The organism is Catenulispora pinisilvae (assembly GCF_015356865.1).
Classification (GTDB): Bacteria; Actinomycetota; Actinomycetes; order Streptomycetales; family Catenulisporaceae; genus Catenulispora; species Catenulispora pinisilvae.
On the sequence record NZ_JAAFZA010000173.1, the window covers coordinates 1 to 23083 of the forward strand.

Annotated in this window: 19 protein-coding genes; 6 read left to right on the forward strand and 13 right to left on the reverse strand. The window is 71.4% G+C overall.

Annotation, left to right across the window (positions count from 1 at the left end):
* Positions 1–98: 98 nt before the first annotated feature.
* The 3 genes from IZR01_RS34605 to IZR01_RS34615 all read right to left on the reverse strand — a co-directional run bounded on the left by IZR01_RS34605 (position 99) and on the right by IZR01_RS34615 (position 1964).
* Positions 99–743 carry a class I SAM-dependent methyltransferase gene (locus IZR01_RS34605; RefSeq protein ID WP_194926301.1) on the reverse strand — a complete coding sequence of 215 codons (645 nt, stop codon included), beginning with the start codon at positions 741–743 and terminating at the stop codon, positions 99–101.
* A 110-nt stretch (positions 744–853) separates the two neighbouring features.
* Complete coding sequence (locus tag IZR01_RS34610; protein ID WP_194926302.1) at positions 854–1432, reverse strand: hydrolase; 579 nt, start codon at positions 1430–1432, stop codon at positions 854–856.
* 70 nt (positions 1433–1502) lie between these two features.
* Positions 1503–1964, reverse strand: coding sequence for a MarR family transcriptional regulator (locus IZR01_RS34615; protein ID WP_323747178.1), 462 nt, complete (start codon positions 1962–1964; stop codon positions 1503–1505).
* A 125-nt stretch (positions 1965–2089) separates the two neighbouring features.
* Between IZR01_RS34615 and IZR01_RS34620 the strand changes: the two genes are divergently transcribed.
* On the forward strand, positions 2090–2866 hold the full coding sequence (locus IZR01_RS34620; RefSeq protein ID WP_228560831.1) for a hypothetical protein: 777 nt from the start codon (positions 2090–2092) through the stop codon (positions 2864–2866).
* A gap of 21 nt (positions 2867–2887) precedes the next feature.
* Here IZR01_RS34620 and IZR01_RS34625 read toward each other — a convergent pair whose 3' ends face one another.
* Complete coding sequence (locus tag IZR01_RS34625; RefSeq protein WP_194926304.1) at positions 2888–3988, reverse strand: TolB-like translocation protein; 1101 nt, start codon at positions 3986–3988, stop codon at positions 2888–2890.
* A 69-nt stretch (positions 3989–4057) separates the two neighbouring features.
* Entirely contained in the window at positions 4058–5014 is a 957-nt protein-coding gene (locus IZR01_RS34630; protein WP_194893398.1) for a helix-turn-helix transcriptional regulator, read from the reverse strand.
* Positions 5015–5130: 116 nt separating this feature from the next.
* Here IZR01_RS34630 and IZR01_RS34635 point away from each other — a divergent pair, with 116 nt between their 5' ends.
* Both IZR01_RS34635 and IZR01_RS34640 read left to right on the forward strand, forming a co-directional pair.
* On the forward strand, positions 5131–6639 hold the full coding sequence (locus tag IZR01_RS34635) for a DHA2 family efflux MFS transporter permease subunit (RefSeq protein ID WP_228560833.1): 1509 nt from the start codon (positions 5131–5133) through the stop codon (positions 6637–6639).
* 118 nt (positions 6640–6757) lie between these two features.
* Positions 6758–7855 (forward strand): DUF2330 domain-containing protein, encoded by a 1098-nt coding sequence (locus IZR01_RS34640; protein ID WP_194926305.1) that lies wholly within the window; start codon positions 6758–6760, stop codon positions 7853–7855.
* On the opposite strand, the gene rny is transcribed toward IZR01_RS34640, so the two are convergent.
* From rny to IZR01_RS34665, 5 genes are all read right to left on the reverse strand, one after another.
* Entirely contained in the window at positions 7852–9534 is a 1683-nt protein-coding gene (gene rny / locus IZR01_RS34645; protein WP_194893396.1) for a ribonuclease Y, read from the reverse strand. The two genes, IZR01_RS34640 and rny, sit on opposite strands and share 4 nt — an antisense overlap.
* Before the next feature lie 234 nt (positions 9535–9768).
* Positions 9769–10734: a regulatory protein RecX gene (locus IZR01_RS53675; RefSeq protein WP_194926306.1), complete on the reverse strand. Its 966-nt coding sequence runs from the start codon at positions 10732–10734 to the stop codon at positions 9769–9771.
* 3 nt (positions 10735–10737) lie between these two features.
* Positions 10738–11898, reverse strand: coding sequence for a recombinase RecA (recA, locus tag IZR01_RS34655; protein ID WP_194893394.1), 1161 nt, complete (start codon positions 11896–11898; stop codon positions 10738–10740).
* A 106-nt stretch (positions 11899–12004) separates the two neighbouring features.
* Complete coding sequence (locus tag IZR01_RS34660; protein WP_194926307.1) at positions 12005–13330, reverse strand: MFS transporter; 1326 nt, start codon at positions 13328–13330, stop codon at positions 12005–12007.
* A gap of 139 nt (positions 13331–13469) precedes the next feature.
* Positions 13470–13811, reverse strand: a complete 342-nt coding sequence (locus IZR01_RS34665; RefSeq protein ID WP_194926308.1) for a hypothetical protein — start codon at positions 13809–13811, stop codon at positions 13470–13472.
* A 456-nt stretch (positions 13812–14267) separates the two neighbouring features.
* Here IZR01_RS34665 and IZR01_RS54470 point away from each other — a divergent pair, with 456 nt between their 5' ends.
* Positions 14268–14696, forward strand: a complete 429-nt coding sequence (locus IZR01_RS54470; protein WP_369125507.1) for a LysR family transcriptional regulator — start codon at positions 14268–14270, stop codon at positions 14694–14696.
* Here IZR01_RS54470 and IZR01_RS34675 read toward each other — a convergent pair.
* Entirely contained in the window at positions 14644–14829 is a 186-nt protein-coding gene (locus IZR01_RS34675; RefSeq protein ID WP_194893416.1) for a DUF3046 domain-containing protein, read from the reverse strand. The genes IZR01_RS54470 and IZR01_RS34675 overlap by 53 nt on opposite strands.
* 46 nt (positions 14830–14875) lie before the next feature.
* Between IZR01_RS34675 and IZR01_RS34680 the strand changes: the two genes are divergently transcribed.
* Entirely contained in the window at positions 14876–19696 is a 4821-nt protein-coding gene (locus IZR01_RS34680) for an ATP-dependent helicase (RefSeq protein WP_194926309.1), read from the forward strand.
* 824 nt (positions 19697–20520) lie between these two features.
* On the opposite strand, the gene IZR01_RS34685 is transcribed toward IZR01_RS34680, so the two are convergent.
* On the reverse strand, positions 20521–21045 hold the full coding sequence (locus tag IZR01_RS34685; protein WP_194893389.1) for an SAV_6107 family HEPN domain-containing protein: 525 nt from the start codon (positions 21043–21045) through the stop codon (positions 20521–20523).
* Between the two features lie 134 nt (positions 21046–21179).
* Positions 21180–21560, reverse strand: a complete 381-nt coding sequence (locus IZR01_RS34690) for a DUF6504 family protein (RefSeq protein WP_194893388.1) — start codon at positions 21558–21560, stop codon at positions 21180–21182.
* A gap of 1025 nt (positions 21561–22585) precedes the next feature.
* Between IZR01_RS34690 and IZR01_RS34695 the strand changes: the two genes are divergently transcribed.
* A partial coding sequence (locus IZR01_RS34695; protein WP_194926310.1) for a glycosyltransferase family 2 protein occupies positions 22586–23083 on the forward strand: 498 nt, incomplete at its 3' end.

Below are 23083 nucleotides of genomic sequence, written 5' to 3' on the forward strand. Positions count from 1 at the left end.
GCCACTCCTCATCACCGGCAGCGGCCTTATAGTCGGCAGCGTAAGATGTGTATAAGAGGCAGGGATCAGGATCGGGATCAGGATCCTGCGATCGCCGGTCAGGTCACCCGGTGTGCCGTCCCGAGGATGTGCGTCTGGGTCGGCATCGGGATCCGGGTCTCAGGGAACTCGAAGCGGTCCAGTTCGGTGATGGTGAACCCGGCCGCGGTGATCGCCGCCGCGCTGTCCCGGGCGGTATGGCAGCCGCCGGCGAGCAGCGGCCAGACGGTCGCGTCCAGCGCGCGTTGAACACGACTCAGGGCGGCGGAGTCGGACCGGACGTGCTCGAAGAAGTGCAGGGTGCCGTCGGGTCGCAGGACCCTGCTGATCTCCTGGAGCGCGATGCCCTGGTCGGTCACCGAGCACAGCACCAGGCACACCACCGCGGCGTCGAATGATCCGTCGGGGAACGGCAGGGCCTCGGCGCGGCCCTCGACGACCTCGACCGGTACCGGCGCGGAGCGGGCGGCGTGCTCGGCCAGGGCACGCAGGTCCGGCTCCGGTTCGACCGCCGCCACGCGGGTCACCGGGGCGGGATAGTGCGGGAAGTTCAGGCCGTTGCCCGCGCCGATCTCGATCACCTCGCCGGTCAGGTCGGCCAGCAGGCGGTCGCGGTGCACGCCGATGCCGGCGCGTTCCAAGGAGGGTCCGGCGTACCCGGCATAGATCCGGGCGAAGACCGGGTGCTTGATCCTGCCGCTCATCGCCGCCTCCTGACACCGACCGCGCCGAATCCCTGTCACCTCCCATTCTGCGAGGTGACAGGGGTTCGGCGCACGTAGGCGGGCTCGCTATATCGAGAACCGCTCGCGGCTCAGGCGGTCGGCAGCGCGGCGACGATCTCCGCCGTGGTCCCGGTCTCGGCCAGGCGCGGGAAGATGCGCTCCACGCTGTTCTGGTGCGCCTCGGCGCTGGAGTCGGTGACCGCGTCGGTGGCGATCGTGACGTGGTAGCCGTGCTCGTGCGCGAAGCGGGCCGTGGACTCCACGCCGATGCTGGTCGCGATGCCGGTCAGGACGATCTGCGTGACGCCGCGGCGGCGCAGGTGCAGGTCCAGGTTGGTGCCGTAGAAGGCCGACCAGTTGCGCTTGGTGACCCGCACGTCGCCGTCGTGGCCGTCGAGGTCGGCGATGACCTGGTCCCAGCCCTCCGGGAAGGCGTGCCCGGACATGCTCTGGTCGGCGCGGCCCGGCATGACGTCCGAGCCGTCGGCGGCGAAGGTGACGTTGACCAGGACGACCGGCAGGTCGCGGGCGCGGAACTCCTCGGCCAGGCCGACCGAGTTCTTGATGACCTCGGCGGTCGGTACCGGGTCGCCCGGCATGGCGGTGATGCCGTTCTGCAGGTCGATGACGACCAGGGCGGTCTTGGGGTCGATGGTGGTGATGGCCACAGGGGTGCCTTTCCTTGGGGACTGCGGGGACTACAGGGAGAAGAAGTGGGATTTCGGGGACGTCCGTGCTTCAGGACGAGTCGGCGACCTTGCCGAGCAGTTCGGCCGCGACCAGCACCGCGCGGATCTCCTCCGGGGTGCCGTACTCGGCGAGTGCCCGGGCCAGCCACTCCTGCCGTGCGTGCCGCTCGCCCTGGGCCCGCGGCTGTCCGGCCTCGGTGAGGCTGATCAGCTGGCGGCGGCCGTCGGTGGGGTCGGGGTCCCGGCGGACCAGGCCGGCCTGCTCCAGCGCCGCGACGACCTTGACCATCGCCTGGTGGCTGACCTGCTCCGAGCCGGCCAGCTCGCCGACCGTCGCGGAGTCGACCTTGCCCAGCCGGACCAGCGCCGAGACCTGCGCGGAGGTCAGACCCGCCTCGCCGGGCAGGGCGCGCAGGCGCCGGCTCAAGCGGCGGAAGGCGACGAAGGTCGCCATGGCCGCGGCCGAGGCGTCCTCGGGGATGTCGTCGGCACCGGCGCTGGACTCGCTCACGTCCCCACCCTAGATAGGCAACCCAGATTGCGCAACCTCAGGTGCGCAGCTTTCCTGACAAACAAGCTCCACGTTCGGCGCAACGGATTGGCCGCCGCGCCGGGCCGCCCGGCCAAATGTGGACCGTGGCGGAAGCGGCGAAGAGCGAAGACAAGAGCGAAGACAAGCGGGGCGGGCCCGGACACAACGTGGTGCTCGCGGTGGTCCTGGTGTTCCCGATCCTGAAGGTGGCCTGGACCGTCGGCGGCGGCGACGCGGCCTGGGACGTGCTGGTCGCGCTGGAGCCCCGGAACTGGCTCGACGTGCTGATGGGCATGGTCCGCAACAGCGTGCTGCTGGCCTTCATCCTCGCGGTCGTGACCTCGCGCATGACGTTCCTGTTCATGGCGGCCCGCGGCGGCCTGCCGCGCGGCTCCGGCACCGGCACCCTGCTGGCCGCCACCGCGATGTCGCTGATCAGCCCGCTGGCCTTCGGGCTGCTGATGACCGTGTTCTTCGACTGGCGCTGGGGCGTGGCCACCGCGCTGGTCGCCTGGCTGCTGCGGCAGGGCGTGGTGATCGAGTACCGGACCGGGCACCGTGGCAGGCGGGAGCGTTCGGAGGCGCTGGCGCCGTGGCAGCACCGGCTCATCACGGCCGAGCGGACCGCCGCGACCCTGCTGGCCGTGGTCGCGCTGCCGGTCGCGGCCTTCGCGGTGGCCCTGGACGGCCGGTCCTGGACCTCGCTGGAGAAGTGCGAGGTGCAGGTCGGCACGGCCCAGGAGTCGAGCACACTGATCGAGCTGACCCGGATGGGCAACGGGATCGTCGGCTGGGACCTGGACCGGGACGAGGTCGCCAACGCTCAGGGGTGTGTGAAGGTTGACGACCTCGTGGTCCGCGAGCCGTGGTGGCGCTCGTAGCGCCGGCGCTGTGAGGCGGGGTCAGGAACCGGCGCGGTACGCCGGGAACCCGGGCGTGTCCGTCACCTGCTTCGGCGTCCCCGAACCGCTCGCCGCCACGGTCTGGATGCCGGAGGAAGTGGAGAACGCGACCGTGCTGCCGTCCGGCGACAGCGCCGGCTCGGTGCAGTCGGAGGTGGCCTTCGGCGTCAGGTCGATCGCCACCGCGTTCTGGCTGTCCTGCATGGACTCCATGAAGATGTGCTTGTGCCCGCCGGCCTTGCGCACGAACACGACCTCGGTCACCCACCCGGAGCCGGCGGAGGTCCCGGTCACGACGTAGTCCGGCTCGGAGCCGTTCGTGATCGCCAGGCTGGTCTGCTCCCGCAGGTTGTCGTCGCGGTAGTAGAGGTCTGAGGTCAGGCCGTGGTCGTACTCGTAGACGGACTCCCCCTGCTTGCCGCTCGCGCTCGGCCACACGTTCCCGCTCTGCGGGATGGGCTTCGCGTCCGGCCCCGGCAGGCTGCTCAGCGGCAGCTTCTGCGGCTGGCCGGTCGGCTGCCCGGTCTGCGGGTCGGCCGTGATCTCCCACAGCGTGGCGGTCCCGCCCTTCGTCGAGGCGAAGACGTAGGCGGCCCGGGCCGGGAGCTGGTCCGTGGCGTCCGACGCGACCACTTCCCACGTCGGGTGCGACCACTTCGCGCCGCCGCCGGGATTCTTGGCGATGACGGTCTTCCCGCTGCCGTCGGCGTCGGCGGCCGTCAGGTTCCCGTCGCCGTCGATGAACAGCACCCGCTTGCCGTCCGCGGACCAGGACGGGTCGTGGACCTCGGTGCCGAAGTCGACCGCCTGGCCGTTCATCAGGATCTTGCTACTCCCGTCGGAGACCGTCAGAGCGGTTCCGCCGGTGCCGTTCAGTGCGGTGGAGGTGGCGGACGTGGCCGAGGTGGACGCCGAAGCGGACGTGCTCGCCGAGGACGACCCGCCGCTCGCGGCACTCGTCGTCCCGGTCTGTCCGGCCGCCGAGACGGGCGTCCCCGACGCGCTCGTCGAGCTCTGGCAGCCGCTCACGGCCAGCGGCGTCACCAGTGCCGCCGCGCACACCGCGACCCGGGCCCACTTCTTGCCCCCGATGGTGTTCATTTCCCCGTTCCCTTCCCCGTTGTCGGCTACCACCACAGTGCCGCCTGGGAAGGGCTCGGTATCCCTGCTTCATCGATCCGTTATTCGCCCGTCGGCTACGGCCCCGTCCCCGAGTTCCACAAGCTCTTCATCGGCGGGCTGAGCAAACTGCTGAAGTCCCTCGACGCCGGCCGCGATCAGCCCCGAACCGATCATGTCCAGCAGCGTCACGGCGTCGTGGTCGGCGGTGCCGGGGACCGTGTAGTAGGCGATCATGCGCTGGCCGCCGGTGTTGGCCAGCTCCATGGCCTCGTAGTCCAGAGTCATCGGGCCGACCTCAGGGTGCTGGAAGTCCTTCGTGCCCTGACCGATGTTCTGGACCTCGTAGCGCTCCCAGAGCCGGGCGAACTCCTTGCTCTTCACCACGAGCTCGCCGATGAGGCGCACCAGGTCCGGGTCGTCGGGGTCGCTCCCGGCGCGCGCCCGCAGATACGCCACCGAGCGCGGGACCAGCTTGTCCCACTCCGGGTAGAGCTGCTTGGCCGCCGGGTCCAGGAACAGGTAGCGGGTGATGTTGCGCTGCTTGGGCGAATAATCCGCAAGGCCCGGAAACAGCGCCAGGCCGGCCGGGTTGGCGGCCAGCACGTCGTTGGTGAGGCTGACGATGTAGGCCGGGTTCGGGCGCAGGTTCTCCATCAGGATCAACGGGCCCTGACGCACCGCGCGGATGCGGGCCTGGCGCTGTTCCACCTGGCGGGTCGGCCGCGCGGCGTTCTCGGTCAGGTCGCGCAGGTGCTGGTGTTCGTCCGGGTTCAGGCGCAGGATGCGGGCCAGCGCGTCCACGACGGCCGGGCTCGGGTTGGTCTCCTTGCCGCGCTCCAGGCGGGTGTAGTAGTCGACGCTGACGCCGGCGAGGATCGCGACCTCCTCGCGGCGCAGGCCGGGGGTACGGCGGACGCTGGTCCCGGTGGGCAGGCCCACGTCCTCGGGCTGGATCGCCGCACGCCGCGCTTTCAGGAAGATCCCCAACTCGCTGCCGTTCGTCATACCGCCAGCGTAAAGCCCCCGCGCCGACAGTGAGGGGGTGTATCGCACCCCGGCACCGCGCTCCCCGGTTTGGCGCGGTCTGTATAGCGGCGCCGCCAGCCACGATCGTTACTGGCATGACAGCTCTCACCACCACCCGGCAGCAGGCCACCGGCACCGCCGCCCCGGCGTCCGCCGCCACCGCATCGGTCACCACCGCCCCGGTCGCCGCCACACCCGGCGCCGCAGGGCCGGCCACAGCGCCGACCACAACGCCGGCCGCCGCGCCCTCGGCCGCCGCCGCCCGGCGCATCCTGGCCGCCTCGGTCTTCGGCTTCTTCCTCGTCGGCCTGGACGCCATGGTCGTGAACGTGGCGCTGCCGGCGATCAACCGCAGCCTGGCCGGCGGGCTGGCCGGCGCGCAGTGGGTGATAGACGGCTACACCCTGGCCTTCGCCGCGCTGATGCTCTCGGCCGGCGCGCTGAGCGACCGGATCGGCGCCAAGGCCACCTACGGCCTGGGCCTGATCGGGTTCACGCTCTCCTCCGCCGCCTGCGGCGTGGCCCCCTCGCTGGCGCTGCTCATCACCGCGCGCCTGGTGCAGGGCGCCGCCGCCTCGCTGATGCTGCCGGCCTCGCTGGCGCTGATCCGCCAGGCGTTCCCGGACCCGGCGAAGCGCAACCGCGCGATAGCGCTGTGGACGGCGGCGGGCTCGGCGGCCGCGGCCGCCGGACCGGTGGCCGGCGGGCTGATCACCGCCGCGGTGGACTGGCGCTGGATCTTCTTCCTGAACCTGCCGGCCGGGGCCGCGGCACTGGCCCTGCTGGCCGGGACGCCGAAGCTGGCGCAGGCCGGCAGCGCGGTGCGGGCCCGCTTCGACGTCCTCGGGCTGCTCTCCTCGGTGGTGGCGCTGGCCGGACTGACCTACGGCTTCATCGAGGGCGGGGCGAAGGGCTTCGGCACCGCGCCGGTGCTGTCCTCGTTCGCCGCGGCGGTGCTCGCCGCGGTGGTCTTCGCGGTCGCCGAGTCCCGCCAGGCGCAGCCGATGGTCCCGCTGGCGATCTTCAAGTCCCGGGCGATGTCGCTGACCGCGTTCGCCGGGTTCACCGTCAACGCCGCCTTCTACGGCGTGATCTTCCTGCTCAGCCTGTACTTCCAGCAGGTGGCGCACAAGTCCCCGACCGTCACCGGCCTGCTGTTCGCCCCGATCACCGCGGTGGTCTCGGTGGTGAACGTGACGGTCGCGGCCCGCATGGTGGCCCGGATCGGCGCCCGGCTGTCGATGACCATCGGCCTGACCGGCACCGCCGGCGCGATGCTCCTGCTGCTGGCGGTCCGCCCGGACCAGCCGGCCTGGGCCCTGGTGCTGCTGCTGGTCCCGGTCTCCTTCGCCGGCGCCTTCGTGGTCCCGGCCCTGACCATCATGGTGATGGGCAGCGTCCCGGCCGAGCGGGCGGGCACCGCGGCGGGCATCGTGAACACCTCCCGGCAGGTCGGCGGCGCGCTGTCGGTGGCCGTGGCCGGCGCCCTGGTGGCCGGCGGCGACTTCGCCCACGGGATGCACGTCACGCTGATCGGCATCGCGGTGGTGCTGGCGGTCGCCGCGGTCGCGGTGCAACTGCTGGCCCCGGGACGGGAGCGGTAGCCGGCCCGGCCGTTACCAATCCGTGGTGGGAGCGGCGGAACCCGTCTCCCGGCGAGAGCGTCAAAACTCGCCGGGAGACGGGTTCTTTTTCGGGAGGGGAAGCAGAATGCGCGGGTGGGTGGCCAGAACTCTGACACTGGCGCTGGTGGCGGGCGGACTACAGGCGGTCTGGGTGGCCGATCCGGCGTGGGCCTGCGGATGCGGGGCGATGATCCCGGGCCCCGGCGGCACGATGAGCGTCGCGCGGGAGCAGGCCGTGGTGCGGTTCGACGGGACGACTGAGGACGTCGTCATGCGGTTCTCCATGCAGAGCAATGTGACCGACGCCGCCTGGGTGATGCCGGTACCGGCGCCGGCCACGGTGAAGCTGGCGGACCAGGCCCTGTTCAGCGATCTGTCGGCCGCCGAGGCACCGGTCGCGGACGTGCACCACTACTTCTGGCCGCATCTCGGGGGATCATCCGGCAATGGCGCGGCAGCCGGGGGCGCGATGGCCGCGCCGCCGCGGTCGGCGGTGCAGGTGCTCAGCGACCAGCGGACCGGCGAGTTCGAGGTCGCGAGCCTGGCCTCGGCCGATCCGAAGGCGCTCGGCGACTGGCTGAACCAGCACGGCTTCACGCTGAAGGCCAGCACCGCGACCCGGCTGGCGGCGTATACGAGTCAGGGCTGGAAGTTCGTGGCCGTCCGGCTGGCCTCCGGCAGCACGGCGGACCTGGACGGCGCGCTGGACCCGATCAGCCTGTCGTTCCCGGCCAAGACCGCCGTCTACCCGATGCGGCTGTCGGCCGGGGCGACGACGCCGCAGAACGTCGAGGTCTCGGTGCTGGCCCCGCACCGGATGGACGCCACGAGCTCGCCGATCACCGACGAGCCGGCCGTGTCGGAGTTCGGGGACTGGATCGAGGCGTCGAAGGTCGGACCGGCGCTGGCGAACCTGGCCGCCGGGCGGATGTTCCTGACCGTGTTCGACGGGGACTACTCGGAACCCTCGCAGATCACGCGGGACTACGCGTTCGCGCCGGCGACCTCCGACTGGGTTCAGCACGCCACCTATGAGAAGGACGAACTGCTGACCTTCCTCGGGATCCCGGTGTACCTGATCGTCTTCGTCGTCCTGCCGCTGCTGGCCGCGATCGGGTTCTGGATGCGTCAGGGATGGAAGCGGGCCGCGGCTGCTCAGGCGGGCGCCGCTGCCGCTGCGGCGCCGCCGGCCTAGCGCGCGTACTCGGTCGCCCGCGACTCCCGCACCACGGTGATCCGGATCTGCCCGGGATAGGTCAGCTCCTCCTCGATCTGCTTGGCGATGTCCCGGGCGATGACCTGCGCCTGGATGTCGTCCACCGCGTCGGGCACGACCATCACCCGGATCTCGCGGCCGGCCTGCATCGCGAAGACCTTCTCCACGCCCTCCTGCTCGGCGGCGATCTGCTCCAGCCGCTCCAGGCGCTTGACGTAGGCCTCCAGCGACTCCCGGCGCGCGCCGGGGCGGCCGCCGCTGATGGCGTCCGCGGCCTGGGTCAGGACCGCCTCGACGGTGCGGACCTCGACCTCGTTGTGGTGCGCCTCGATGGCGTGGACCACGTCGTCGTGCTCGCCGTACTTGCGGGCGATCTCGGCGCCGATCAGCGCGTGGCTGCCCTCGACCTCGTGGGTCAGGGCCTTGCCGATGTCGTGCAGGACCGTGCAGCGCTTGAGCAGCACCGGGTCCAGCCGCAGCTCGGAGGCCATGATCGAGGCCAGGTGCGCGGACTCCACGAGGTGCTTGAGCACGTTCTGGCCGTAGGAGGTGCGGTAGCGGAGCTTGCCGAGCAGGGCGATGAGCTCGGGGTGCATGTCGGTGATGCCGAGCTCCATCAGCGCGTCCTCGCCGGCCCGCACGCACAGCGTCTCGACCTTGGCCTTGGACCGCTCGTAGATCTCCTCGATGCGGTGCGGGTGGATCCGGCCGTCCAGGACCAGCTCCTCCAGCGTCAGCCGGCCGACCTCCCGGCGCACCGGGTCGAAACAGGACAGCAGGACCGCCTCGGGCGAGTCGTCGATGATCAGGTTGACCCCGGTGATCGACTCGTAGGCCCGGATGTTGCGGCCCTCGCGGCCGATGATCCGGCCCTTCATGTCATCGCTGGGCAGGTGCAGCACGCTGACCACGGACTCGGCGGTCTGCTCGCTGGCCACCCGCTGGATGGCCAGGGCCACGGTCTTGCGGGCCCGCTTGTCGCCCTCGTCGCGGGCCTCCTGCTCGATCTGCCGGATCAGCACCGCGGCCTCGCGCTTGGCCTGGTTCTCGATCGACTTCACCAGCTCGGTCTTGGCCTCGGCGGCGGACAGCGCGGCGGCCCGCTCCAAGATGGCCCGGCGCTCGTCCTCCAGCGCGGCCAGGTCCACCTTCCTGCGCTCCAACTCGGCGCCGGCGGCGGCCAGTTCCCGTTCCTTGTCGGCGGTCCGCCGCAGATCGGCGTCCAGCCGCTCCTCGCGCTCGGCCTGCCGGGCCTCCCGCCGCTCCAGGTCCAGCCGCAGCTCGCGGACGTCGTCCTTGAGCACCCGGGTCTCGGCCTCGGCCTCGTCCCGGATCCGGCGGGCCCGGTCCATCTCCACGGTCGCGGCCGAGGCGGCCTGCTCCCGGATCTGCACGGCCTGAACATCGGCCTGCTTACGCGCCTCGGCGGCCTCCCGGTGCACGGCGGCCAGGTCACGCTGGGCGGCCACCACCGCGGAGGCGTGCTCGCCCTCCCGTGCCTGGGCCCGCTGCGCCAGCTCGGCGACCTGCTTGTCGAAGTCCTCGTACGCGCTCTTCTTGAGATTGTTGATCCGGCGTCCGGCACCGATATTCAGACCCGAGAACAGGCCGGCGCACGCCGCGACCACCGCTGCGATCGCGATCAACATGCCGACCATTAAGTTCGCTCCCAGCGCGCTTGAGTGATCCTTCGATGATCCCTCACTGAGTGCGAGGTTAGGGCGAGGTAACAATACGGTCAAGGAGGAGTGTGGTCGACAACCGTTGGTGTCGTCGGGAAAAGCCGATGAAAACACCGGAAGGAGTGGAAGCGGGGCCGGTTCACGAGTATGCGCCGCACGCTCGGCGGATCTCAGTGGGCCTCAGCCGATCTCACCGGATCTCACCGGATCTCAGTCGAAACCGGGGTCGTCGAGCTCGATCTCCTGGCCCTCGTCGGCCAACGCCTCCTTGACCGCCCGGAACGCCACCGACGAGGAGTACCCCTTGCGCGCGAGCATCCCCACCAACCGCCGGGTCCGCACCTGCGGCTCCAGCCCGCGCGTGGCCCGCAGCCGCGAGTCGACAAGTCGGCGCGCGGTCACCGCCTCCTGGTCCTCGTCGAGCGTGGACAGCGCTTCGGCGGCGGTCTCGTCGTCGATGCCCCGCTTGCGCAGCTCGTAGCCGAGGGCGCGCTTGGCCAGCCCGCGCTCGTTGTGGCGGGAGCGGACGAAGGTCTCGGCGTAGTCGGTGTCGTTGAGCAGGTGCAGCTCCTCGAACCGGTCGAGCGCCGCCTCGGCGATATCGTCCGGGATCTCCTTCTTCCGCAGCCGATCGGCCAGCTGCGAGCGGGTCTGCATCTGCCGGCCGAGGTGGTACGTCAGGATGTTCTTCGCCCGCTGCTCCAGCGTCTCGCGCGAAGGCGGCGGCTTGGGCTTGTCGGCGTCGGCGGGATCGCGGTCCTTGCGACGCGAGGACCAGCCGGAGTTCTTGTTCGACGCGGGCTTTTTGGACGCCGCGGCCTTCTTGGCGGGTGCGAACCCGCCGCGCCGCGACTCGCCGAAGCCGGAAGAGCGCTGCTTGCGCTCAGCACCGGCGGATCCGCCGCGCTCCGACGGTTTCGGCACGGAGCCGTCCCGCCGGCCCTCGGCAGGCTCCGTCAAGGAGGCCCAGCCGCTCGGCCCGGCATCCGCGCCGGGCTCGGCAGCGGCAGCCCAGCCCGGAGCGCCATCGTCGGACCCGCTCGCCCCGGCTCCCGCCGAGCCGCCACCGGCCGCGCTCTGCCTTGCCTCGGCACCGCCCTGCGGCGCGGGCTCCTCCGCGGCCAACCAGTCGGGGCCGGCTCCCTCCTCCTGGAACCGGCCCCAACCGGCGCTCACCTACTACTCCTCCGCACCGGCCGCGACCGCGGCGGTCTTGCGCGCCCGCGTGGTCTTCGCCGGCTTGGCGGCGGCCTCCTCCGCGGCGGGCGCCGCACCGGCGGCATCGGCGACCGGCGCGATCGGCGCGACCGCGGCCGTGCCGTCGGCCGGCTCGTCGAGCTTCGGCCCGATGCCCAGCTTCTCCTTGATCAGCTTCTCCAGGCCGTCGGCGACGTCCGGGTTCTCCTTCAGGAACCGGCGGGCGTTCTCGCGGCCCTGGCCGAGCTGGCCCTCGGAGTAGGTGAACCAGGCCCCCGCCTTCTTCACGTAGCCGTGCTCGACGCCCATGTCGATCAGCGAGCCCTCGCGGGAGATGCCGACGCCGAAGACCACGTCGAACTCGGCCTGCTTGAAGGGCGGGGCGACCTTGTTCTTCACGACCTTGACCCGGGTGCGGTTCGCGACCGCCTCCGTGCCGTCCTTCAGCGTCTCGATGCGGCGGATGTCCAGACGGACCGAGGCGTAGAACTTCAGCGCCCGGCCGCCGGTGGTGGTCTCCGGCGAGCCGAACATCACGCCGACCTTCTCGCGCAGCTGGTTGATGAAGATCACGGTGGTGTTGGTCTGGTGGATCACACCGGTCAGCTTGCGCAGCGCCTGGCTCATCAGGCGGGCCTGCAGGCCGACGTGCGAGTCGCCCATCTCGCCCTCGATCTCGGCCTTGGGCACCAGGGCCGCGACCGAGTCGATGACGATGATGTCCAGCGCGCCGGAGCGGATCAGGGTGTCGGCGATCTCCAGCGCCTGCTCGCCGGTGTCCGGCTGGGAGATCAGCAGCGCGTCGGTGTCCACGCCGATGTTCTTGGCGTACTCCGGGTCCAGCGCGTGCTCGGCGTCGATGAACGCGGCCTGCCCGCCGCCCTTCTGCGCGTTGGCGACCGCGTGCAGCGCGACCGTCGTCTTGCCGGAGGACTCCGGGCCGTAGATCTCCACGACGCGGCCGCGCGGCAGCCCGCCGATGCCCAGGGCCACGTCCAGGGCGATCGAGCCGGTGGGGATGATGTCGATCGGCTGCACGGAGCGCGCGCCGAGCCGCATCACCGAGCCCTTGCCGAAGTTGCGCTCGATCTGGGCGAGGGCGGCGTCGAGCGCCTTCTCGCGGTCGGTGGTCGTTGCCGCCATGGGTGCCTGCCTTAGATTTCGGTACTTCACGTCTGACGGTCTTGAACGTAGAGGACGCCACTGACAAAAACTGACTCCGGCCGCGTCCGTCCACTCCGACCGCCTCTCACGGTACCTGGGGTGCGGCGTCTTCTTGTACGGAACGCCCCGGAATGTTGTCGGCGGCAGCGGGCCGCCGCACCGACGTCACGGCCACGAGCACTGCGACCGGCGCCAGCAGCGCGACCCCCAGCCCGGCCAGCCACGAGTACCCGAGGGTCCCCACCACCAGCCCGGCCAGCGCCGCGCCCCCGGCCGAAGAGCCCTGCATCACGAAGTCGCTCGCCCCCTGCACCGACGGCCGCACCCGGTCCGGCGTGGACTCGGTGAGCAGCGTCGATCCGGCCACCACCCCGCAGGACCAGCCGATCCCCAACAGCAGCAGCCCGGCGGCCATGTACGCCCGCGACCCCATCGGCGCGGACCCGAGCACCAGGCAGGCGGCGGCCAGGATCGCCATCCCCGAGGACAGCACCGGGATCCGGCCGACCCGGTCCACCGCGAAGCCGACCAGCGGGGAGAACGCGTACATCCCGGTGATGTGCACCGACAGCACGAGCCCGATCACCGTCACCGACATGCCGTCGGAGTTCATGTGCACCGGGGTCATCGACATCACCGAGACCATGACGGTGTGCGAGACGGCCACCACCGCGATCGCCAGCACCGCGCGCGGGGACTCCCCGATCACCGCGAAGGACTGCTTCAACGAGAGCCGCTTCGGCGCCGCGGCGTCCTCGCCCCGCAGCTCCCGCGCCACCAGCAGCGGATCAGGACGCAGAAACAGCCCGAGCACCAGCGCCGCCCCGCAGAGCGCAAACCCGGACCACAGGAACGCCCCGGCCAGCGGCGGCAGACCGAGCACCCGGGCCGTCCCCTCCGCCGGGTGCCCGAGGTTGGGGCCGAAGATGGAACCGATGGTCACCGCCCAGATCACCATCGACAGCGCCCGGCCGCGCCGCTCGGCCGGGGCCAGATCGGTGCCGGCGTAGCGGGCCTGCAGGTTCATCGCCGACGCCGACCCGAACAGCGCCATCCCGACGAGCAGCAGCGGGTAGAGGTGCAGCCGGGCGGCCAGCACGACGACCACGGTGCCGACCACCGCCGCGCCGTAGCCGAGGACGAGTCCGGGCCGGCGGCCGCGCGCCGCCATGACCCGGGACAGCGGGATGGTCGCGAAGGCCGCGCCGAGCGAGGAGAAGGTGCCGGTCAGCCCGGACAGCGCGGCGTTCCCGGTGATCTCCTTGGCCAGCAGCGTGGACAGCGAGAACCCGGTCGAGGAGCCGACGCCGCCGAGGATCTGGCTGCCGATGAGGACCCGGACGGTACGCCGCTGGACGGCCGCCGCGCGTCCGGCGAGGTCGGGCGATATTCGGGGATCGGCAGCGGTCACGCCTGGAACGTAGCGGGGATCCTTACCCGGCCGGAAGTGGCGATCGGGCTGGAGGATCTGACGATTCCGACTGGAGGACCTGACGATTCCGGCCGAGGGGACGATTCCGGCCGAGGGCTGGCCGGATCGCGAGCGCCGGTTAGCGCCGGTGCTCGACCTGCGCCCGGATGTCACGCATGATCGGGCCCAGCGTCTCGGGGCCGGTGCCGAACACCATCTGCTGCAGGTCGGGCTTCGGCAGGTAGGTGATGCCGCCGAAGGTGGTCGTGGTCATCCACATGCACGCGGTCGACTCGGCCGCCATGGCCCCGGACTGCCCCAGCGTGGAGGTGCAGCCCGCGGTTCCGCCGTGGTCGCCGGGGTCGATCGTCACGTGGTTGTTCGTGAACCGGGTGCCGTTGATGTCCTGGAAGCTCGGCGGAGCGGTCTGCGCGGCGGTCAGCTTGGCGGGGTCGAAACCGTTGCCGTTGTGGCCGGCCACAACTTGAGGCCCATGACGGAGGCCGGGATGGACAGGACCCAGCTTCCGTTCGCCGCACCTGACGCGGATGCGGGAGCGGACAGGGACTCAGAGCCGCTCGCCGAACCCGGTGTCGAGACCGTCCCGTGTCCCGAGCCGGACCCCGCCGTCGACGGCGGTCGCGCGGCCCCCGAATTCGACGCCGAGCTGCTGCCGGCGCTCGTGCCGAACACGGAACCCGGGCCCGAACCTGTTTGTCCCGTCGACTCGCACCCGGCCATGGCCAGCACCACTGCCGTCCCCACTGTGGAAATCGCCCATCGGCGTACCGTTGGATACATGGCGCCCACAATGCCGCCGTCGCAGGATTCTTAATACGAAGCCTTGCTCACCGGTATGTGAAGCCCCGCTAATTGAGTCTGTGGACATATACCCCCGCCGCCTATTGGTCCTGCAGGCCATCGCCGAAAGCGGCATCTGGCCGGTGCCGCCCGGCTCCTCGGTCACACCCCGTCCGCCGTCTCGCAACAGCTGACCCGGCTGGAGCGGGAGACCGGCACCGAACTCGCCGCGCGCGGCACGGGCCGCCGCGGACAGGCGATCCTGATCGCCGCCGGCCTGGTGCTGGCCCGCGCCGGGAACGCGCTGGACGAGACGCTGGCCGAGGCCGAGCGGCAGCTGGCCGCGGTGACCGGCCGGGTCCAGGGCCCGGTGGCGATCGGCGCGGGCCCGGGGAAGATGCTGCAACTGGCCGCTGAGACCGTCGGCGAACTCGCCCGCCTCCGGCCGGAGCTGGAATCGCGTGTGATCGAGACCGAAGCCGGGCCCGGCCTGGTCGTCCGAACCGGGTGGCCTAGAAATACGGGAGATCCCGATCCCGGGCAACCGCGGCCCAGATGTCCTTGACGTCCACCCCGTCGCGTAGCGCCTCCATCACGGTCCGGCCGCCCAGGTCGCTCATCACATGGTCCCGCGAGAACGAGTCGGCCAGCGGTCCGAACTCGCCCCGCATCCGCTCCCAGAAGTCCTGAAGCCGCATCGTCCCTGACCGCATGGATCTCAGTCTGTCAGACCGGCAAGGCAGTATGGATCGTATGGCAGTGTCTAACCGGAAGGCAGAGTCCGCAGCCCTGGACCACTTCCATCCAGCCACCAGGGCGTGGTTCACGGCTGCCTTCGCCGAGCCCACGACCGCCCAGGCCGGTGCCTGGAACGCGGTCGCCGCGGAGAAGAACGCCCTGGTCGTGGCACCGACCGGGTCCGGCAAGACACTCGCGGCGTTCCTGGCCGCGCTGGACCGGCTGGCCTTCGGCCCGCCGCCGACCGAGGCCAAGCGCCGCTGCCGCGTCGTCTACGTCTCGCCGCTGAAAGCGCTGGCCGTGGACGTGGAGCGCAACCTGCGCGCGCCGCTGGCCGGTCTGAAGCAGGCCGCCGCCCGCCTGGGCCTGCCCGAGCCCGACGTCCAGATCGCGGTCCGCTCCGGCGACACCCCGGCCGACCAGCGGCGCAAGTTCATGACCAGGCCCTCGGACATCCTGATCACCACCCCCGAGTCGCTGTTCCTGATCCTCACCTCGGCCGCCCGCGAGTCGCTGCGCGGCGTCGAGACGGTGATCATCGACGAGGTGCACGCGGTGGCCGGGACCAAGCGCGGCTCGCACCTGGCCGTCTCCCTGGAGCGGCTGGACGAGCTGCTGGAGCGGCCCGCGCGGCGGATCGGCCTGTCGGCGACCGTGCGCCCGGCCGAGACCGTCGCGCAGTTCCTCGGCGGCCCGCATCCGGTGCAGGTGGTGGCACCGAAGATCGTGAAGCGGTTCGACATCCGGGTGTCGGTGCCGGTGCAGGACATGGGGGCGCTGGACTCCGACGACGGCGAGCTGGTCGCGGCCGACCAGACCGGGCGGCGGCAGGTGTCGGTGTGGCCGCATGTCGAGGCGGCGGTGGCCGACCTGATCGAGCGGCACCGCTCGACCATCGTCTTCACCAACTCCCGGCGGCTGGCCGAGCGGCTGACCGGCAAGCTGAACGAGGCGCACTGGGAACGGGTCACCGGCGACGTGGGCGGCACCGACCCCGATCGCGACCCGCTCGACGAACCACTGAGCGTGGGGCAGGTGCTGGCCGCCGCCCCGACCGCCGCGCCCCCGACCTCCGCACCACGGACCTCTGCGCCTGCCGAAATGATGGCGCAGGCCGGACAGGTCTCCGGCGCCCCGCCGGTCCTGGCCCGCGCGCACCACGGCTCGGTCTCCAAGGAGCAGCGCGCCGACATCGAGGAGGCGCTGAAGGCCGGGAACCTGCCGGCCGTGGTCGCCACCTCCAGCCTGGAGCTGGGCATCGACATGGGCGCGGTGGACCTGGTGGTCCAGGTGGAGTCCCCGCCCTCGGTGGCCGCCGGGCTCCAGCGCGTCGGGCGGGCCGGCCACCAGGTCGGGGCGGTCTCACGCGGCGTGATCTTCCCCAAGTACCGGGGCGACCTGGTGCAGTCCGCGGTGGTGGCCGAGCGGATGGCCTCGGGGTCCATCGAGGCGCTGAAGGTGGTCCGCAACCCGCTGGACGTACTGGCCCAGCAGATCATCGCGATGGTCGCGGTCGAGGACTGGCGGACGGACGATCTCATCGCCCTGGTCCGGCGCGCGATGCCGTTCGCCGCGCTGCCGGACTCGGCCTACGAATCAGTGCTCGACCTGCTGTCCGGCCGCTATCCCTCGGACGAGTTCGCCGAGCTGAAACCGCGCATCGTCTGGGACCGCGTCGAGGGCAGGTTGTCGGCGCGTCCGGGCGCGCAGCGGCTGGCCGTCACCTCCGGCGGCACCATCCCGGACCGCGGCTACTTCGGGGTCTTCCTGGCCGGGGCGAAGGAGGGCGCCAAGCGGGTCGGCGAGCTGGACGAGGAGATGGTCTACGAGTCGCGGGTCGGCGACGTGTTCACGCTGGGCTCGTCGTCCTGGCGGATCGAGGACATCACGCACGACCGCGTCCTGGTCTCCCCGGCCCCCGGCATGCCGGGCAAGCTGCCGTTCTGGCACGGCGACGCGCTCGGCCGGCCGCTGGAGCTGGGCCGGGCGCTCGGCGGCTTCCTGCGCGAGCTGGGCAAGTCCGACGAGGCGGTGGCCAAGGCCCGGCTGAAGGAGTCCGGCCTGGACGAGTGGGCCGCCGACAACCTGCTGTCCTACCTGCGCGAGCAGAAGCAGGCCACCGGCCGGGTGCCCGACGACCGCACCATCCTGGTCGAGCGCACCCGGGACGAGCTCGGCGACTGGAAGATACTGATCCACTCGCCGTTCGGCGCGCAGGTGCACGCCCCCTGGGCCCTTGCCATCGGCACCCGGCTGCGCGAGCGTTACGGGTTGGACGCGCAGGTGATGCACGCCGACGACGGCATCGTGCTGCGCCTGCCGGACACCGACGCCGCCGACCCCGACACCGAGTCCCTGGGCCTGCTGTTCGCCTCGGACGAGATCGAGGAGATCGTCACCGGCGAGATCGGCGGCTCGGCCCTGTTCGCCTCCCGGTTCCGGGAGTGCGCCGGGCGCGCGCTCCTTCTGCCGCGCACGCGCCCGGGCAAGCGCACGCCCCTGTGGCAGCAGCGGCAGCGCTCGGCGCAGCTGCTCTCGGTGGCGGCCAAGCACGCGAGCTTCCCGATCGTGCTGGAGGCCGTGCGCGAGGTGCTGCAGGACGTCTACGACGTGCCGGGGCTGATCGAGCTGTGCCGGGACATCGAGGCCCGCAAGGTGCGGATCGTCGAGGTGGAGACCGCGCAGCCCTCGCCTTTTGCCCGCTCGCTGCTGTTCGGCTACATCGCGCAGTTCATGTACGAGGGCGACTCGCCGCTGGCCGAGCGCCGCGCCGCCGCGCTGTCGCTGGACCCGGCGCTGCTGGCCGAGTTGCTGGGCCAGACCGGACTGCGGGACCTGCTGGACCCGGAGATCCTCGTGGCGCTGGAAGAGGAGTTGCAGTACCTGACACCGTCGCGGCATGCCCGGGACGGTGAGGACGCCGCCGATCTGTTGCGGCTACTCGGTCCTCTCTCCACCCCCGAAGCCGCCGCGCGCGGCATCGAGGCGTCGTGGCTGGTCGACTTGGAAGGCGCGCGCCGAGTCATCAGGGTCCGGATCGCCGGCGAGGAACGCTGGGCCGCCATCGAAGATGCCGGGCGGCTACAGGACGCTCTGGGTGTCCCTCTCCCCGTGGGTATCCCAGAAGCCTTCACCGCCGTGGTCGCCGATCCGCTCGGCGACTTGGTCGCCCGCTACGCCCGCACCCACGGCCCCTTCAACGCCATCGAGCCGGCCAGCCGCTTCGGCATCCCGGCATCCTCGGTGATCGCCGCCCTGGAACGTCTCGCAGCCACCGGCCGCGCCCTGTCCGGCGAGTTCCGCCCGGGCGGCAGCGGCACCGAATGGTGCGACGCCGAGGTCCTGCGCCGCGTCCGCCGCCGGACGATGGCCGCCTTGCGCAAGGAAGCCGAACCAGTCCCGCCACGAACTCTGGCCATGCTGCTGCCGGCCTGGCAGTCGGTCGGCCGCGCCGCGTCCACACCCCTGCGCGGCGTGGACGGCGTCCTGCGCGTGGTGGAACAACTAGCCGGCGCTGTGGTTCCCGCCTCCGCCCTGGAGCGCCTGATCCTGCCCTCGCGGGTCGCGGACTACTCGCCGACCATGCTCGACGAGCTGACCTCCTCCGGCGAGGTGGTGTGGGCCGGGGCCGGGTCGCTGGCCGGGGACGACGGCTGGGTGACACTGTGCCCCGCGGAGCTGGCGCCACTCCTGCTGCCCGAACCATCCGACACCCTGGACCCGGGCCCGGTGCACGAAGCGATCCTCGACGCACTCGGCGAGGACGCGGCGCTGTTCCTACGCGGAATCGTGGCCCGCGTCAGCGACGACTTCAGCTCCGCCGAAGTACTGTCAGGCCTCTGGGACCTGCTGTGGGCCGGCTACGTCACCAACGACACCCTCGCACCCCTGCGCGGCCTGCTGAACTCCGGCAAGAGCGCGCACAAGACCCGGCGCCCCACCCCCCGCGGCCGCTACGCACGCTTCGGCGTCTCAGCCGCCGCCGCGAAGACCGCGGACCAGAACGCCGCAGCCGCGGTCAGCCCCTCCGCCGCCGGCCGGTGGTCACGTCTGGCCCCCCGCCTCACCGATCCGACCCGCCGCGCCCACCTGCTCGGCGAAGTACTGATGGACCGCTACGGCGTGGTGACACGCGGCTCGGTGATGGCCGAACGCATCCCGGGCGGCTACGCGGGCGTCTACTCAGTGCTGTCAGCCTACGAAGAAGCCGGCCGCTCCCGCCGCGGCTACTTCGTCGAAGGCCTCGGCGCCGCCCAGTTCGCCGCCGAAGGCGCGGTCGACCGCCTCCGCTCCCTGGCGGCCACCCTCGAAACCCTAGAGAACCGCGAGCACGAGAGCATCGGCGCCGTCATCGACGACAGCGTCCACAAACTGATGGGCACCCCGCACGAATACAAGCCCCGCCGCCCAAAGAAGGACACCGAGCACGTCGGCGCCCTCGTCCTAGCCGCCACAGACCCGGCCAACGCCTACGGCGCCGCCCTACCCTGGCCCGCACGCCCGGTAGGCGAAGACGGCACCCCCGCAACCGGCCACAAACCCGGCCGCAAGGCAGGCGCACTGGTGGTGCTGGTCGACGGCGACCTGGTGCTCTACGTCGAGCGCGGCGGCCGCACACTGCTGTCCTGGACCGAGGACCTGGCAAACCTCCAACCGGCCGTCGACGCCCTGGCCCTGACCGTCCGCGACGGCTGGCTGGGCAAACTGACGGTGTCGAAGACCGACGGCGAGGACGTCCTCTACGCCGGCCGCGACTCGGCACTGGCCCAGGCACTGGCGGCAGCCGGATTCCGCTCGACGCCCTCAGGCTTGCGGCTGCGGGGATAAGGAACGCCGGGCGCAAGGAACGCGAGGCGCGAGGCACATTGAGCCGATCGAGTGACCCACGGGAACGACACGCCCACACTTTTTCGTAGCTCTTAAAGGAGTCGTCGGGGAGCGCGAAGCTAGGCAAACGAGCTGACAGCCCCCTGCCATCGACGGTAAGATCGTGACCGCACCCGGTGCGCAGGAAGCGGATACTTCTTCCTTGAACGCCCGAAGGCAGGGGCCAACTCTGCCTCCCCGGTCCACAAGATACGGGGTATTGCTGGACCAGACGTCGAGCGCTGGGCTGGTCTCCGCAGCCTAACTCTTGATCTCGGGTGCTCTCCAACCAGCCACACACGCACGACACGCGGCCACCACCGAGTCGCCCTCGCGCGCGAGCACGTGACGCCGGGGCGGTCCGGACCCGGCCTCTGCCAGCGGCCACGCTGACCGGCGCGCGTCCCGCAGCGGCCACGCTGACCGGCGCGCGTCCCGCAGCAGCCTTGCTGACCAGCGCGCGTCCCGCAGCAGCCTTGCTGATCCGCGCATGTCTGGCCACGACCACGCCGATCAGCAAATGTCTGGCGGCCACGGACACGCTGATCGGCGCGTACCCTGCGGCAGCATGCTGATTCCGCGCGTGCCCGGCGGCAGCCACGCCGATCGGCGTGTTAGGGCTCGTTTCGATGAGCGCCATCAAGTCCGGAGAACCCCCGAAGCCGCAACGTCCCGCGTGATGTGGCGGCGGTGTCGCGGTGTGGCCGTGTCGTGATGTCGTGATGTGGCGGTGCGCCACCGCCTCCCGGCCGTCGATGCGCCGGGCGATCCGGATCTCCCCCGCGTCAGCTCGCTGCCGGCTGCTCCCCCGAGCCCAGCGGCAGGCCGTCCTGGAACGGAAGCCCCAGTAGCTGTGCGACGACGCCGAGGTAGACCTCGGCTTCCCGGGCCAGTTCGGCGGCCTCGGCGTCGCTGACGGCGTTCGGCAGTCCGGCCTGGGCGGCGGCGCGGCGGGTGGCGCCGGAGGCGAAGTAGGCGGCCCAGTCCGCCAGTTCCGGGGCCTCGCGGTAGAGCAGGTCCCAGACGCTGCGGGGGCGGCGGCGGGTCGGCGCGGCCGGGACCGCGCGTGCCGTCACCACGGCGGCCGAGGCGTGCAGCGCTGCCATGTGCGCGCCGCAGTAGCGGTCGTAGGGGTGGGCGGATGTGACGGCCTCGGCCAGCTCGTGCACGGCCTGCTCGAACAGGTCGCGTGCGGAGCGGGAGGCGGGTCCGCGCCGGTGTCCGCCGGAGCCCATCGGGGGCAGCGGCGGCGGATGGACTCGGGAGCTTGCTATCGGTCCGGTGTCCGGGCTGGTGAGAGCGGCGGGCATAGTTCCCTCCCTGTACTAGTCAGGGTCCACTGATGACATGTCGGACACTCGCCGCATGTCTCTTCCACAGTGACAGGCCCCACTGACAAAAACAGGTGTTCAAGCCGGGAAATCCCCGTGAACGGCGGTCGCGGTCAGTTCTCCGGGAATTTCAGCATCCGACCCATGTGCTCCGGCAGGCTGCTCAGCGACTCGGCGACCAGCAGCCAACCGCCGGAGGGGACGTCGTGGCAGAGCTGGAACACCTCCACGTCGCCGTCGCGGCCCACGCTGGCCCGCACGCTCCACAGTTCCCGCTCGACCTCCCGGTCCCGGCCGAAGACCAGGGTCTCGACCGTGCCCAGGTGCCGGTCGGTGCGCAGCAGGACCGAGGGAATCTCGCCGGAGTCGGCACCGACCTGGATCCAGCGCGACAGGACCTGGCGCACGCGGTACAGCTTGCCGCGCCAGATGAAGTGCGCCGGCTCACCGTGGCGGCGCAGTACGTCGATCAGTTCGTCGTCATCGGTGCTCACTGCGGCACCCGTCCCATTCGCACTCATCGCAGCCTCCCAAAGCCGCCACCTCATTCGTCCGAGCGCCCGGAGCGGCCACGGCCGGCCACGGGCTTCCCCTCCCGCGACCGCCCGGCGGGGCGGCCGATCCGAGCGTCGGACCATCATCGAAACTTTGTTCGACTCGAACCAGACTACCCCCGCGGGCCACCCGGCCTCAACGAAATCAGGTCAAGACTCGCTCAAATGAGTGAATCGGTGTTCGAACGGTGACCCGCGCCAAGGCGCCGACCTGCGCGATGTCCCAGAAGAGCGGATAACGGCGGCGGAGGGTGTCCCCTCAACGCCGCCGCGACTGGAAATGGCCGTCGGCCATCAGGTGCCCGATCTGGCGCCCGATCCGGGGCTAGATCCAGTGCCCGATCCGGTCCCGTTTCACGAAGCTCTGCCGCCCCGTGCCGGCAGTGCCTCATCAAACGGGACCGGGTCTTCCCCCCATCAGCGACGCGCGGCCGGCCCGCGCCTCCCCGACACACCCTCCGTGGCGCGGCCATCGTGTGCCGTCGACAAGTGTGGCGCATGGCACCGACATCCTCATGGGTATTACTACTCAGGTCCGGCCTGAGTACCTGCGAAGACGTCCGACGACGGCCCGGACGGACACTGTTACTAAATCGCAACACACAGAACACTGCGTCCCTGCAACTAAACCCACCCCCTCGAACGTCTATATGGATGATCGGATGTGCCGCCTCGTGCGGCCGCCGAAGCACCCGGTGGGGGTGCCAGTGGGGGTAGGGAAGGCCACTTGGCCTTGGCGGGATCCGCGTCTGTGGGGGCGCGGGTCCCGCCCATTTTTTCCGGCAGGCTTTCCGACAGGCTTCAGACAGGCTTCCGGCAGCCTTGCGACAAGGCTCCGCACCGAGCCCGATTCCCCCGCAGGCTCCACGCATCTGGCTCGTTTAGTTCCCGCGCGGTCACCCTCACGGCCCACCCCGCTTTCCGTCACACTGCGATCACGGCCCGCGATGGGGATGCTTTAGCCCGTGGGACGAAATCGACACCCGGCAGCCGCCTCGCGCGCCCTGCCCGCGCCTTCCGCGCCGTCTGTGCCGTCCACGCTGTCCGCCGACCCGCCGCCGGCCACCGAGACCGTCTCCGTCCTGGTCCCGCTCCTGAACGACGAACGCCGCGTGCTGCGGTGTGTGCGAGCGCTGCTGAGCCAGACCCGGGTCCCGAAGCTGGACGTGGTCTTCCTGGACGCGGGCTCCACGGACCTCACCCGCCGCCTGGTCCTCCAGGCCGCGATGGACGACCCGCGCCTGCGCCTGCTGATGGGAGCGCCGACCCCCCAGGGCTGGTGCGCCCACGCGCACGCCTGCGAACAACTGGCGGTCGCCGCACGCGGCAAGGCGATGGTCTTCGCGGACCCCGGCCTCGCCCTGGCGCCGGGCGCGATCGCCGCGGCCGTGGCCGCCCTGCGCGGCCCCCGCCGCATGGACCTGGTGGTCGCCGAGGCACGCCGCCGCACCCCCGCCGACCGC